The following is a 14,922-nucleotide window of genomic DNA, read 5'->3' on the forward strand; positions in this document are numbered from 1 at the left end:
TTAGCACTTCGTTTTTCATCAAAGATTTTAATAACAAGATGTCACTACAGGGTAAAAAATCTAAAACAATATCAATAAACTTAAAAACTTAATTGTTTTTTATTTTGGTGGTTATTAAACATTATGTCTTTTAGCATTTTATTCTATATTCACTTTTTGCAAACAAAAAGATAATGATTACTTGCTCCTAGTAACTCTTCTTTATCACAATGAGCAAGGTGCCAATCAATATATCTTCCATAAGATAAGTTACTCATATCATTAATCTGATTTTGTAATAATTCAGAATATCCACTTGTGGCAACTTTTCTAATGATTATAAGATTTTCCTTTTCAAGCATTTCAATGCACTCTGATAATGTAAAGAAAATAAAGGGTCTATTTATAAGTCTTTGCTTTGTGGGATTATATCCTTCAGTTTCAAAAAAATTTGAATTATAGACCATTTCTGTCATTGGAATCATGTCATGGTTGATAAAAGATACTAGTATATGTCCTCCAGCTTTAACAACACGCTTTGCTTCACTAAGTGTATGTACTCTGTCTTCTTCGCTTGATAAGTGATACATAGGTCCAAATAGCAGGACTATATCGAAATATTCATCTTTTAGCTCTTCCATATTAAGTGAACTTTTATTTTCAACTGTAATATTCTGCAAATTATTCTTTTTGATTTTTTCTTTTATTTGTATATAGTTATTAGTTGCAGGTTCATAAGCAATAACTTTATTTACTTTTTCAGCCAAAGGGATACTGTAAACCCCAGTTCCTGCTCCAACATCTAGAATTTTTGAATCTTGACTAATATAATTAGAAATTTCTTTTAAGGTAGTAATTTTTTCAATCTGACCTGATTTACTAAATAGTCTTTTTTCTTCGTCAAAAAATTTATACAATTTCTCATTTCTAATAAAATCATTATCTATTTTTGAAATTTCTTTAAAATCCATTTTTTATTCCTCTTATATTTTTCGCAGATAACTCTAAAATCCATTCATCATCTTTACTATATGCCGTTGTCATAATTATGAAATAAGGTCCACTTCTTACATCTTAAATAAAATATTAGTACAATTAATAAATACATTTATTTTCATCAAATCTATTTTTTATACTTAATTTTCTCTATTCTGATAACTCTTTAATTCTAAATTATTTAACCTTTCTAGAGAAATTAGTTGTGCTCTAGCCAAGTTTCTTAGCTCAATCATTCTTTCTTTTTGACAAATTCCCTTTTCAATTAAAATCACATTATATGACTCCATATGGCAAGTACTAAGAGTTCATTAAGGCTTGCATAGTCCTTCATGTTTCTTTTTAGTTTTGGATTTTCTTCTCTCCGCTGTCTGGCTATTTTTTTAAATAATGCCACGTTTAACATATCAGCTTCACTTGCATATTTAAATGACAATTGTTCATTCGTCAAATCTTTTATCAAATATTCTTTGCTTGCATAAGTATGAATTTTATAATTTATCTTTAATATTTCTCTATGAAGATTCCATGATAGAGATAATTTTAAATTTTCATCTTCCTTTAATCTCTGATAATCTTTTATTATATATAGTTCAAACTCAGCTGATATCCAAAATGCAAATTTAAACGCAATATCTTTATGGGCGAAAGTTCCTCCGCATCTTCCAAGTTTTGCAAATAATCCAATTACATTTGTTGTTTTTTGCCACTTTTGAGGTGATAGAGTAAAAGCATCGCTACCTGCTTCTTGTAATACCACTCGAATTCGAGGGGGTTAAAATTTGGATTGTTTAACTTACTCTCATATCCCTAAATATTCATAGTATTATAATTTCTCATACAATTGGCTACAACGACATTGAACTCTTGCTTATTTTTATATTTAGCTATATCTGTTAAGCTAATATAATCATTCTTAAAGTCTTCAGTATAAACTTGAATGCTAAATCCCTTAGCAGTAATCTTTTCCTTTCTAATCTTTGTCAACTTACTTCCTCCTTATACTGGTATACTCCTTACAATAATTATATTATTACCCTAAGCAGCACACCAACTATTTATTTTTTGAGTTTTAAACTTTGGTAGAAACTCTAAACTCCTTATATTTACATAACTATTTTCCTCTATCATTATTATGACACAAAAGCCGGGTTTCTTAATCTAATTGTGAAAGTATTCTAAATATGAATCGACTTTGTTTATGATAGTATCTTTAGCATCCTGAGTCCAGGATAGATAAACATTTCTTTCCATTGCAATAATCAATGCAATAAATGGCGCAATTAACTTTTCTAAATTTAACAATTGGTAATCAATGCCACCATACTCATCAATGAATAATTGTTTGTTTTCTTTAGAAAACCAATAAGTAACATTCAAAATATCCGATATATATGAACCTTTGCCAAGCATATTATAATCGAACATAAATGCTTTACTTTCATCTATGCTAACCACCATATTTGTATAATAGAAATCCTGATAGATAAGAGTCTTCTTAGCATTTCTCATTTTTTCACAAATTCTAGGATAAAAGTTCATAAAGTTTATAAACGATTTTTCATTAGATAAATCAAATTTATTAGCCATCTTATATAAATTTAATTCAGACAGATAATCCCATTGAGAATATAAATTGTTATCCTCAGCATATTTCATACCATTTTTATGGAGAAGTTTATACCATCTCGCCAAGGCCTTAATAATATTTTTATTTTCAAAATCTTCCTTCTGACCTAAACGAAATTCAAATGATCCATTAATATTTTCAAGAAGAATTGAAGATTGTGTACTTCCAAACACTTGAATTGTCGGAATATTCAAGGATTTTAGAGTTTGATAATAACTAATTTCTCTACGAAATTCTTTATTGTAGAAATATTTTAATACATATGAATGACCTGGTGTTTCAACACGATATACACCAATTCCATCTTTTTCTCGAATCAAATTGACTTTAGTATTTTCTAATTGGTATTCTATTAATTCTTCTATAATTTTTTTATCATTAGTCATATAAATATCCTTTTCCAATAAATTATGAACCATCTCTTATTAGTTTTCTAGTAGAATGATTGAAAGCCAATGTCCATCTTACTATCTGCCATTATCACAATTATGACAAGAGACCCAGGCGTTAAATCTACTCATCACTTAATATATTAATGTAATATTTAGGCCTTTCAATTAAATAACCAGCAAATAAATTTTCCATATCTGATAAATCTCCTTTAGTATGATGTTCGTTAAAATCTTTATAGTAAGAAACTCTATTAGTAAACTTAATATCAATAGGAGGGTAGCCTGTTTTAATTAGCTCTAAGTTGACCAAGAATCTTCCAGTCCTTACATTTCCATCTATAAATGGATGAATTGCTTCATATTCAATATGGAATTTATTCAAATTTGAAACAATATTTTCTGAAGCTTCTTGATATCAATTTAATAACTCATTCATCTTGGGCTCTCTTAAATAGGGTTGCACTGATTCATACTTAACTCTCATTATACCTTAACTCTCATTATACGAGCAGGAACTGTTCAATAAACTTCTCTATCATCTTTTTTATCTGATAAAATCAAATAATGTATTTGCTTAATAATACTCTCTGTTAATTGTGCTTTCTCTTTTACTAAGGACCTTACAAAATCAAAAGCTTCTTTGTGACCTATTGCTTCGAGGTAATATTTTAAGGGTTTTCTGTCAATCGTCAGCCCCTTAAAACCATATCTTTTTCTCTTAGGGTTAGTGTATTCCTTTCAATAGCATTAGAGTTAAAAGTATATTCAACTTTAAATTCTTCGTTTAGTCCTCTAGCCTTCCCCAAGTTAGTGGACGTTTGTTATCTAATATCTTTTTATTCTTTTCAATTTTAAACAGTAAATCATCAACTTTTTTCAAACATCCATCTTAGATTTTTTTTACTTGAAGGAATCTACCAAAGTTTGCCTCTACGAAAAGCAACTGGAATTTTTTCCTCTTTCAAGAGCACTCATATTCTTCTATCTGAAATTTCCCATTTCTCTGTGGCTTCTTTTATACTAATACATTTTCATCACATAAAGCATATTATAAAAGGCTTTTTCAGAATGAAATAAATCGTTTTTCGGAATAAAGGAATCTATGTAGGTAAATAAAATAACTACTCTATTTCAGTAAGTAGTGTAAATGTCTCAGGAATATTAAATATTTCATCTTTTAAAAACAAAGGATAAAAATATAAATCTGTTAGTGAATCAAAGTATAACCATTCAAAGTCATGGGTATGGTTACCTTCTTGTAAAGTAAATTTATTTCCCTTTTGTGAAATAGATGTATTTTCAATATCCATTAAAAAGTAAATACACAGCTCATGATATTGAAGTTTATCTACATTTTCTCGAAAGAAAGCTTGGTTAAGCCATAGCGGTCTAATAATCGAAGCATCTATTTCAAGCTCTTCCTTTATCTCACGAATGATTGCATCTTCTGCTCGTTCCCCTATCATAACTCGTCCACCTGGCAAATAATAATAAGAGGATCTCTCGTCTTTCATCGCCAAAATTTTATTTTCTTTGATGATTATCCCACATACTCTATAATTAAATTTTTCTTTATTATTTATAAAACTAATATCCATCTTCTCTCCTAATACACGTTATTTCAAGTTGGTTTTTAAATTATCGTTCAAATTCTATTAATTGTTATTTTTATTTTTTTGTAGAGGCTCTAAAACCAAGTATCCATCGTAACTATCTGACGTTGTCATAAGGTGAAACGAAACTCACAAGCTGGATCTATTATTAAATCATCAGCTTTTGTCTAACTAGTTCTACTATCATTTTTATAATATATCTTGGTGTGCGAAGAAGTTTGGATAAAAGGTATTCGTAGATATTTCCTTTTATGTCGTTATCTTCTGTAGGAAGTTCATCTATAGCCTTCTACTATTTTTTGTAAAGTTTTAGCCTTATTTATTTTGACGTTTTCATCTTTTTCGAGGTTTATATCTCTTTCATCAAGACATTTAATAAAAAATAGGTATGTAATTTGCTCTATATTTGTAAGTGGTTGGTTTAACCCTCTATACACAAGGTAGTCCAGATGGAGTCCACCTTATTTCTAATTTCTCCTATTAACATAAATCTCTAATTTTTTATGTCATTATACTATAATTTATGTAAATTTAAGCAATAGAAAAGACCCAGCAAGGGCCTTTCTACGATTATGGTTTGATATTTTTACCAAGCAGGTATCCAAGCTCCACCTGTGAATTTCTCGTAGTCTTTTTTTGTTTCGTCTGTTTGATAGTAGTTTCTAACAAAGTCATTTAATACTTTATCATCTTTTCTATCTTTTTTAGCTACGATTATATTAACATATGGGTTGTCATCTGTTGGTTTTGATTCTTCAAATTTTAGTGCTGGAAACTCTGTTGCAATCTTTGAGTCAAGTGCAAAGGTGTCATTTACTACAGCAAGAGCTGCCGATTCTAGGTTTCTTGCTGTTTGTGAGGCATCTACTTCAATTATTTCAAGTTTTTTAGGGTTTTCTGAAATATCTGTTACAGTTACTGGATCTCCTTTTTTGCCATTTACTTTTATAAGCCCTGCATCTTGAAGTAAGAATAAGGCTCTTGCTCCGTTTGATGCATCATTTGGAATTACTACTTTATCACCGTCTTTTACTTCATCAAGTGACTTGTATTGTTTAGAGTAGATTCCTAAAGGTGCAAGCATTGTATTTCCTATAGATACTAAATCTGTTCCATGGTCTTTGTTAAATCCTTCTAGGAACTTTTTGTGTTGATAGGCATTTAGGTCAATATCACCTGCTTCTAGAGCTTCGTTTGGCTGGTTATAGTCGCCGAATACTACAATTTCAATTTTATTGCCTGTTTTTTCTTCATATCTTTTAGCAACTTCTTTTAATACATCATTAAATTCTCCAACAACACCAATTTTTATGGTTTGTTTTTCACTTGCTTGTGTAGAATTTGATGTATCATTTGAAGCTGCCTTTTTGCTATCATCTTTATTATTATTTCCACACGCTGTTATTCCAATAATTAGTGCAAGACTTAATCCGATTTTTGCTAGTTTTTTCATTATTCTCTCCTTATTTTACCATGCTGGTATTTCTGAACCTTTTGATTCTTTTTCTACTATTTTTTTTGTTTCGTCTGTTTGATAGTAGTTTTTAACTATATTTTCTAAAGTTTTTGAGTCCTTATCTTCTTTTTTAGCTGCTATTATATTTACATAAATTGCTTTTGCCGGATCATTTTTATCTTCAAGATAGATTGCATCTTCTGTTGGAATAAATCCTGCATCTACTGCCATCCCTGAGTTTATTACTGATGCCTTAACTTCTGTTAGGTTTCTTGCTGTTTGTGAGGCATCAAGTTCTATTATCTCAAGGTTTTTAGGGTTATTTTTAATATTGGCAACTGTAATAGCATCTCCTTCTTTTCCATTAAGCTCTATTAGGCCTGCTGATTGAAGTAAGAAAAGTGCACGTGCTCCATTGGTTGGGTCGTTTGGAATAGCGATTTTATCACCAATTTCAATTTCTTTTACATCTTTAATCTTATCTGAGTATATTCCCATTGGTGCAAGTAGGGTGTCTCCTATAGATACTATGTCTGTCTTATGGGATTGATTATAGTCTTCCAAGAATTTCTTGTGTTGGAAAGCATTAATGTCAATATCTCCTGAATTCAATGCCTCGTTTGGTTGATTATAATCTGAAAAAGATATGATTTCAATTCTCTTCCCTGTGTCTTTTTCATATCTTTTGGCTATATCTTGCCATACCTCGTTTTTTTCACCAACTACACCAAGTTTAATAGTATCAGCATTGGCAAATCTGTCTTCTGCTTGACTTTGATTTGAAGAGTTATTACTTTCTACATTTTTATTACTACTATTATTTGAACAAGCTGTAACTGAAAGTATAAGTCCAAATGTAAGTGCTAGTTTTGTAAGTTTTTTCATCATTTCCTCCTATATTTATTAATGTGATGTTTTCTTTATTAATAAATTGGCTATACCCTGTATAGCATATACAATTATTAAAATTACTATTACTGAAATTATTACAACATCATTTTTATATCTGTTATAGCCAACTGCTATGGCAAGATTTCCTATTCCTCCTGCCCCTATAGTTCCAGCCATAGCTGTAAGACCTAGAAGGGAGATAAGAGTTATGGATGATGCCCTTATAAGTGAAGGAAGACCTTCTCTTAAGTAAACTGCTGTTATTATTTCAAAAGGGGAGTTTCCCATAGCTTCTGCAGCCTCTATTACTCCTGGATCTACTTCTGCAAGTGCTTGTTCTACTTGTTTGGCAAAAAATGGCACACATGAGAAAACTAAGGGTACTATTGCAGCTGTTGGCCCTATCCTTGTTCCTACTATTATATTTGTAAGAGGGCTTATTACAGCAAGAAGTATGATAAAGGGTATAGCTCTGAAGAGGTTTGTTATTTTATCAAGGATTGAGTAAACTTTTTTATTTTCTAAAATCCCCCCATCATTTGTTACAACTAAAATAACTCCTATTATAAGTCCAAATATTCCAGAAAATATAGCTGATAAGATAAGCATATAAAATGTTAGGCCTATATCCTCAAATATCCTATCTTTTATTGAAAGTGCATAATCAAAGTATTCCATTACTATCTCCTAAAAAAGTTACATTCGTTCCACCTGATATTAGATACTCAACGGCTTGATCAATTTTTTCTTTATCTCCCTTAAAGGTTACTATTAGGTTTCCTACAGGAGTTCCTGTTATAAACTCGATATTTCCTGCAAGTACATTTGTCTTTATAGAAAATTTCTCATAGATTTCATTTATAACTGGTTCTGTTGTACTCTCTCCTACATAAGAAAGTTTAACTAGGGACTCATCAGGTCCAAGTGCTGATATATTATTTTTGACTTCTTCTATGGTTTGGTTTACATTAGTTGAAGTTTCAACAAAATCCTTAGTGAGTTTGTTTTTTGGATTTGAGAAAATTTCAAGCGTTGTTCCCTCTTCTACAACTTTCCCATCCTGCATTACTGCAACCTTATTACACAAGTCTTTTACAACTTCCATTTGATGAGTGATTATTACTATAGTAAGGCCGATTTTATCTTTTATTTCTTGTAAAAGGGCAAGGATCTGCTTGGTTGTCTTTGGGTCAAGGGCACTTGTTGCCTCATCACAAAGAAGAATCTCAGGATCAGATGCAAGAGCTCTTGCTATGGCACATCTTTGTTTTTGTCCTCCTGAAAGCTCTCTAGGATAAGAGTTTGCCTTATCCCCTATTCCTACAAGCTCTAGCAACTTTTGAGCCTTTTCTAGTTTTTCTTTTTTACTCTTTTGATCTTTTCTTATCGGAAATATCACATTGTCTATTACAGTAAGATTATTAAGTAGGTTAAAATGTTGAAAAATCATTCCGATTTTTTTACGTCTTTTTCTTAATTCTTTATCTGAAAGCTTTAGAAAATCTTCTCCATTTACTATTACTTCGCCTTCTGTTGGTTTTTGTAGAAGATTTATACATCTTACTAGGGTTGACTTTCCAGCCCCCGAAAATCCCACTATGCCAAAGGCATCTGCCTTTTCTATTTTAAGACTTACCTTATCGACTGCCTTAAAGCCATCAAAGTCGACACTTATATCTTTTAATTCTATCATTTATTCCTCTTTCTAATTATTTAAAAAGTCTTTTACAAAATTAACTGCATTAGCTATTGCATAGTATAGTGCATCATTATCAAGATCAAATATATCTGTGTGGACTCCTGCTCCAGCTCCAACATCTTCATTTCTAACTCCAATTTTTACGAAAACTGTAGGACATAGTTTAGCATATCCAAAAAAGCTTTCTCCACCAAAGGATCTTTCTACCTCAACAAGAGAGTCTTCAAATAAGTTTTCTAGAGAATTTCTTGCAAATAGTGCAAGCTTTTTATCATTAAAGACTGGGTAGGCAACAATTCTTGTAAAGTCATTAAATCTTACCTTACAGCCATAAACTGAAGCAGTGGCACTAACCACTTCTTTAAGCTTATCTAGAGCCCTTTCTCCAACCTCATCTTTGAAAAATCTTAGGGTTGCCTTGAGATTTGCCTTATCTGGTATTACATTTGAAGCATGACCTGCATTTATAGCCCCTATACCTAAAGTAATAATCTCCTCAGGATTAAAACCTGTTGCCCAAGTTGTTGTTAGAGCATTTATGATGCTTGTGAGGGCTGTTATAGGAGAAATTAGTAAATCAGGTCTTTTACCATGACCACCACGACCTATAACATCAAAGTCAACTCCTACGCTTCCTGCATAGACTGAATCAAGAGGTATACCTATTTTTCCAACAGCAAGGTCTGTATCAATATGGTTTCCATATATTGCATCAAATCCTACATCCTTTAGATGCTCAATCATTGGATAGATACCAGAACCAGTTTCTTCACCTTCTTCAAAGATAAAGTATATTTTTCCAGAAAGTCTATCTTTAAGGTTTGTTAGAATTTTTGCACTTGTAAGTACTATTGCCATATGAGCATCGTGACCACAAGCGTGCATTACGCCAGGATTTTTAGATACTTTCTCTTTTTTTCTATTTAAGTTAAATTCACTTTCATCTATAGGAAGGGCATCTATATCTGTCCTTATTCCTACAATTTTACCTGGCCTTTTAGTATCAAGAATTGCAACAAAGCCAGTTGAGTTTTGTACTTCTTCAATTTCAAGGCAAAGTTTTCTACACTCACTTATCAGAAATTTTCTTGTTTTAAATTCCTTACTTGATAGTTCAGGAAACTCATGCAGGTAATTTTTGACATTCTTAGCAAAGTCTAGATTTCCTTTAGATAAATCTTTTATTTCTTGACCACTTATTCCTATATCTTTAACTGCCATTTTTATATCCTTTCTCTTGATTTTTATTTGTAATAAAAAAGTCCTTATCATAGCCTAAGCTACAATAAGGACGAAAATTTTCCGCGTTACCACCTTTTTTGCATTAAAAAATGCCACTTCAGATACTAGCATATCCTAACCCTGTAACGGGAGTTCCCGTATAAGTCTAACTATCGACTTATCCCATCTGAGGCCATCTTCATCACATTTCTCATCCACCCTTCTCAGCTAAACAGGGCTCTCTGTAGAATAATCCACGTAATTACTCTTCTCTTTGTCTGGTTTATTTTAGTCTAATTCGATTTGATATTGTAATAATACTATTTTTTCTTGAAGCTGTCAAATATTTTTTTATAATTTATTATTAAACTCGTAATTTATGAAAATAAATGCCTATTTTAAAGGATTTTTTATATAAGGCTAATATATATAGTTCGATGATTATTACAAATTTTTGAAAAATTTTAGCTATACTGTAGGCAAGTTAATAGGAAATCCATATATAATGATAAGTAAAGTATAATACTTGATACTTTTATAAGTTTTATCCTTATTTTTTAAAAAGATAACTAATCTTAAAGATTAATATAGGAAATTTGATTATATATTATAATTAATAAGCAATATATAGTAGTATCATCTTTTAAAATTTCTCATTTATCCAAAGTCTTATAATCTTATATAAAATATAAATTTATACAAAAAAAGAAGTCCTAAAGGACTTCCCCATGGTTTTGGTAAAATAAATTCACTAATAATATACTGTATTTAAACATTTGTGCAAGTTATTCTACAGTAACTGATTTAGCTAAGTTTCTTGGCTTATCTACATCTATCCCCTTAGCATTTGATGTATAGTAGGCAAGTAATTGTTGTGGAATTACTGCAAGTACTGGATAAAGAGCATCAATTGTCTTAGGTAAGATGTAGGCATAATTTGATATTTCTTCAAGATGGTCATCTGGAGTACAGATTGCAAAAATATTTGCTCCTCTTGATATTACCTCTTTTACATTGGATATAGTTTTTTCTATAATATTTGATTGGGTTGCAACAGTTACAACTGGAGTACCTTCTTCTATTAAGGCTATAGTTCCATGTTTAAGCTCTCCTGCAGCAAAGGCTTCTGAATGGATATATGAAACTTCCTTTAGTTTAAGTGCACCCTCTATTACAGATGAATAGTCAAGACCTCGACCTAAATAAAACATTGATTCAAAGTCTTTAATTTCTTGAGCATATTTTTTAATATCTTCAATATTGTTTAGGATTTCTTTTACCTTTTCTGGTATAGCCTTAATCTCTTCTAAGATATTTTTATATTCATCTTCTGAGATTGTTCCTAGTTTTTTGGCAAAATCTAGAGCAAGCATATATAAAGATATAATTTGGGTTGTATAAGCCTTGGTTGATGCTACTGCAATTTCAGGACCTGCATAACAATATATTGTCTTATCAGCTTCCCTATCAAGAGATGATGCTACCACATTTGTTAAGACTAAAGTTTTTGCTCCCTTTTCTCTTGCAAGTCTTAGTGCCGCTAGAGTATCTGCTGTTTCACCTGATTGAGATGGAAGGATTATTAGAGAGTTTTTATCTATAAATGGATCGTTGTATCTAAACTCACTAGCTATATCAGTTATAACTGGAATTTTAGCAAACTTTTCAAAGGCATAAGCTCCAACTATTCCTGCATTGTAGGCAGTACCACAAGCTACCATATAGATTTTATTAAAACCTTCAATCTCCTCTTTAGTAAAGGCATTTTCCCCAAAATCAATATCTCCCTCATGCATCTTATATTTTATAGTATCAGCTATAGCTCTTGGTTGTTCATTGATTTCTTTAATCATGAAATGGTCATAGCCTTCTTTTGTTGCATCTTCAAATGAAAATGTAACCTTTGATATTTCTCTTTCAATTTCTTCATTATCTCTATTATAAATTGTGTACTTATCTCCATTAATATCTACAAGGTCGCCATTGTCAAGATAAATTACATCTTTAGTATATTTTATAATAGATGGAAGGTCGCTTGCTGCAAGGATTCCACTTTCTGTAAGACCTAAAACTAGTGGACTTTCTTCCCTTAACACTATAAGCCTATCATCTTCATTTTCTGAAATAATTCCTAAAGCATAGGAACCTCTTAAGTCAAGTCTCGCTTTTTTTACAGCTTCAAGTAGGTCTCCGTCATAGTATTTTTCTATCAAAACTGCGACTACTTCTGTATCTGTATCTGACTTAAACGTATATCCTTCCTTTTTAAGACCTTCTTTTAATTCATTGTAGTTTTCAATAATACCATTGTGGACTACTGCAATCTTACCATCATTTGATAAATGTGGGTGGGAGTTTATGTCTGAAGGACCACCATGAGTTGCCCATCTTATATGGCCAATTCCAAGATTTCCTTCAATAGGGTTTTTTTCAAGTTCATCTTTTAAAACCTTAACTTTACCACTTTTCTTAACAGTAGACAATTTACCGTCCTTAATTAGAGAAATTCCAGCTGAGTCGTATCCTCTATATTCTAGTCTTTCTAAACCTTCTACAATTACATTTCTAGCATTTAAATTTCCCTTATAACATACTATTCCGCACATAGTATCCTCCTTAAATATTTAATTTTAGAGGTCACTTTATTTCTTTTGTGATAGGAATTTCTTCCTACTTTTGTGAAATACTAAGCCTGTGAAAGCCATGGAGCACCCGCCGAATTTTCGATAGCTCCATTCCTCGTCATCCCTTAGGGATCTGGCGCTAATTTATTTTTTTACCTCGTGTTTAATTATACGATAAAATTGTGAATAAATAAAGTATTTGTAAAAGTCATAAATAAAACCTAAAGGTTTTTGTTAAACTTTACACAATTCTACATAAGTATATCGAAATTTTTATACTAAGAAAATTAGACAAAAATACAGAGTTAGTAAAATTAACCCTGTATATTTTCTAATATTTATTTTCCAAAAAAATCTTTAGTTTGGTTTCTTACCTCTTTTACCAAGATTAATAAAGCAATTATATTTGGAATTATAACAAGTCCCATTGCTATATCTTGAATTGTCCAAACCAAATTAATTTTTCCAAGACATCCTACGATACAAAGAAATGGATAAACATATTTTACTTTTGAAGTAAATTTTTCTCCATATGCATAGGTAAATGATTTTGCAGCATTAAACCATTGACCCATAAGTGTTGTAAAACAAAATATTAATAAGGCAAATATAGCTAAATATGATAATGGTTTAAATACAGTAGATATAGCTGTTATTGCCATGTTTGATGCTAATATACTTTCTCCATCTATAGGAATTTGGGAAACACCTATAGTTATAGCTGTAAGTGAACAAATAACTATGGTATCAATGAAAACTTCAGTAACACCAGTAATTCCTTCTTCAACAGGATGATCCACTATAGCTGTACCATGTGCAAATGGTGCAGTACCTTCACCTGCTTCATTTGAATACATACCACGTGCTATACCATATTGCATGGCTCTTGCAATAACCAGTCCACCTACTCCACCACTTGCAGCTTTAAAAGAAAAAGCTTGATTGAATATATTAAAAATAACAATTGGAACATTCTTTATATTTACAATAATCACAAGTAAGCAAAGAATTACATACAAAATTGACATAATAGGTACAAGACTTGTTGCAACTTTGGCTAATCTTTTCAATCCTCCTATAGCAATAATAAAAAGTAATATTGTTAATATAATTCCTGTCATTAAATTATTGAATTTAAAATTGTCATATAGGATTGTTGCTATTGTATTTGATTGAACTAAGTTCGCACCCATCATCTTTATAGTCATGAGAATTGCTATAATTATACCCAAAAATGGCGCTTTAAGCCCATCTCTTATGTAATACATAGGACCGGATAATATATTTTTATCTTTATCCTCTCCTCTATATAGTTGAGATAATACTATTTCACCATATTTTAAAGCCATACCAAAAAAAGCAGCCAACCACATCCAAAATATGGCTCCATAACCACCAGATACTATAGCTGTTGCAACACCAACTACATTTCCTCCACCTATGTTACCAGCCAAAGTAACCATCATAGCTTGAAAAGTTGATAAGGAGCCCTCTCTTTTTTCAATATTTCTTTCCTTAAAACTTTTTATTAATGTGCTTTTTATTATATATTTAAAGTGCCTTACTTGAACAAAATCAGTTGCTATGGTGTATAGAATACCTAATCCTAAAAGAACAAAAACTAACCAATTACCCCATAATACTTTATTTATTTTTTCTAATATCAGTTCTAAATTTTCCATAAAGTTCTCCTTATTTATTTGTTAAATTATAAATTTTTTCAGGATTATCTGTGATAATTCCATCTAGATCATAATCTAGGTACTTTAAGTAATCATATTTTTGCTTAGATGACATCCATGCATTTACCTTTATACCATTATCATGCATCATTTTCACCAAGTCTTTATTAATTGTATTAATTAGTGGGTGAAAATAAGATATTCCATTATCCTTTAGGTATTTTATAGGATTTGCAAGAACTGATTCTTCAAGAAATCCAAGTTTTAAAGTTTCATCAATTTCTTTCATTCTCATAATAGATTCATGATTAAATGATGAAATTATAACCCTATCTTTAAGATCATATTCTTTAATCATATTATAAATTTTTTCTTCAATGCCTTGATAAAAGATTAACCCATTTTTAATCTCAATATTTGTTATTAGATTGCTTGTCTTAATAAAGTCAAAATACTCCCTAAGAGTTGGAATTTCTTCTTTATATTCTTCATAATCAAAAGATGCATTTAATTTCTTTAATTCACTTAAAGTTTTATCTTTAACAAGGCTATCTTCACCACAAGTTCTTAATAAATTTTCATCATGGATTATTACTAGTTCACCATCTTTACTTAAGTGTACATCAAGCTCTATACCATCTGCTTTATATTCAAGAGCCTTCTTGTAAGCTAGCATAGTATTTTCTGGAAACTTTTCTTTGAAACCTCTATGTGCGTAATTTAACATTTTTACCCCCTA

At 30.6% G+C, this 14,922-nt stretch carries 12 protein-coding genes, 1 pseudogene and 1 other annotated feature; all 13 genes and pseudogenes read right to left on the reverse strand.

Annotated elements, in window-relative coordinates:
* Positions 1-149: 149 nt before the first annotated feature.
* Positions 150-950: a class I SAM-dependent methyltransferase gene (locus HV819_RS08875; RefSeq protein ID WP_154540908.1), complete on the reverse strand. Its 801-nt coding sequence runs from the start codon at positions 948-950 to the stop codon at positions 150-152.
* Between the two features lie 165 nt (positions 951-1,115).
* Positions 1,116-1,962, reverse strand: a pseudogene (locus HV819_RS08880) (KilA-N domain-containing protein).
* Positions 1,963-2,136: 174 nt separating this feature from the next.
* Positions 2,137-2,991 (reverse strand): hypothetical protein, encoded by an 855-nt coding sequence (locus HV819_RS08885; RefSeq protein WP_154540906.1) that lies wholly within the window; start codon positions 2,989-2,991, stop codon positions 2,137-2,139.
* 127 nt (positions 2,992-3,118) lie between these two features.
* Positions 3,119-3,379, reverse strand: a complete 261-nt coding sequence (locus HV819_RS11640) for a Fic family protein (protein ID WP_229771222.1) — start codon at positions 3,377-3,379, stop codon at positions 3,119-3,121.
* Between the two features lie 739 nt (positions 3,380-4,118).
* Positions 4,119-4,595, reverse strand: a complete 477-nt coding sequence (locus tag HV819_RS08895; protein ID WP_154540904.1) for an NUDIX hydrolase — start codon at positions 4,593-4,595, stop codon at positions 4,119-4,121.
* 601 nt (positions 4,596-5,196) lie between these two features.
* Positions 5,197-6,063 carry a MetQ/NlpA family ABC transporter substrate-binding protein gene (locus HV819_RS08900; protein WP_154540901.1) on the reverse strand — a complete coding sequence of 289 codons (867 nt, stop codon included), beginning with the start codon at positions 6,061-6,063 and terminating at the stop codon, positions 5,197-5,199.
* A 15-nt stretch (positions 6,064-6,078) separates the two neighbouring features.
* The gene (locus tag HV819_RS08905; RefSeq protein ID WP_154540899.1) at positions 6,079-6,951 is read right to left on the reverse strand and encodes a MetQ/NlpA family ABC transporter substrate-binding protein; all 873 of its coding nucleotides are present in this window, start codon (positions 6,949-6,951) and stop codon (positions 6,079-6,081) included.
* An 18-nt stretch (positions 6,952-6,969) separates the two neighbouring features.
* Positions 6,970-7,635: a methionine ABC transporter permease gene (locus HV819_RS08910; RefSeq protein WP_154540897.1), complete on the reverse strand. Its 666-nt coding sequence runs from the start codon at positions 7,633-7,635 to the stop codon at positions 6,970-6,972.
* A complete protein-coding gene (locus HV819_RS08915; RefSeq protein WP_154540895.1) occupies positions 7,622-8,650 on the reverse strand; it encodes a methionine ABC transporter ATP-binding protein in 1,029 nt (342 codons plus the stop codon). Before HV819_RS08915 ends, HV819_RS08910 begins: the two co-directional genes overlap by 14 nt.
* A 12-nt stretch (positions 8,651-8,662) precedes the next feature.
* The gene (locus tag HV819_RS08920; RefSeq protein WP_229771221.1) at positions 8,663-9,877 is read right to left on the reverse strand and encodes an amidohydrolase; all 1,215 of its coding nucleotides are present in this window, start codon (positions 9,875-9,877) and stop codon (positions 8,663-8,665) included.
* Between the two features lie 63 nt (positions 9,878-9,940).
* Positions 9,941-10,164, reverse strand: a binding site (T-box leader).
* A 498-nt stretch (positions 10,165-10,662) separates the two neighbouring features.
* Positions 10,663-12,483, reverse strand: coding sequence for a glutamine--fructose-6-phosphate transaminase (isomerizing) (glmS, locus tag HV819_RS08925; protein WP_154540893.1), 1,821 nt, complete (start codon positions 12,481-12,483; stop codon positions 10,663-10,665).
* Between the two features lie 356 nt (positions 12,484-12,839).
* Positions 12,840-14,183, reverse strand: coding sequence for an alanine/glycine:cation symporter family protein (locus HV819_RS08930; RefSeq protein WP_154540891.1), 1,344 nt, complete (start codon positions 14,181-14,183; stop codon positions 12,840-12,842).
* Between the two features lie 10 nt (positions 14,184-14,193).
* On the reverse strand, positions 14,194-14,910 hold the full coding sequence (locus tag HV819_RS08935) for a glycerophosphodiester phosphodiesterase (protein WP_154540889.1): 717 nt from the start codon (positions 14,908-14,910) through the stop codon (positions 14,194-14,196).
* Between the last annotated feature and the right edge of the window lie 12 nt (positions 14,911-14,922).

It is taken from the genome of Anaerococcus faecalis, from assembly GCF_013371425.1.
GTDB classification, from domain to species: domain Bacteria; phylum Bacillota; class Clostridia; order Tissierellales; family Peptoniphilaceae; genus Anaerococcus; species Anaerococcus porci.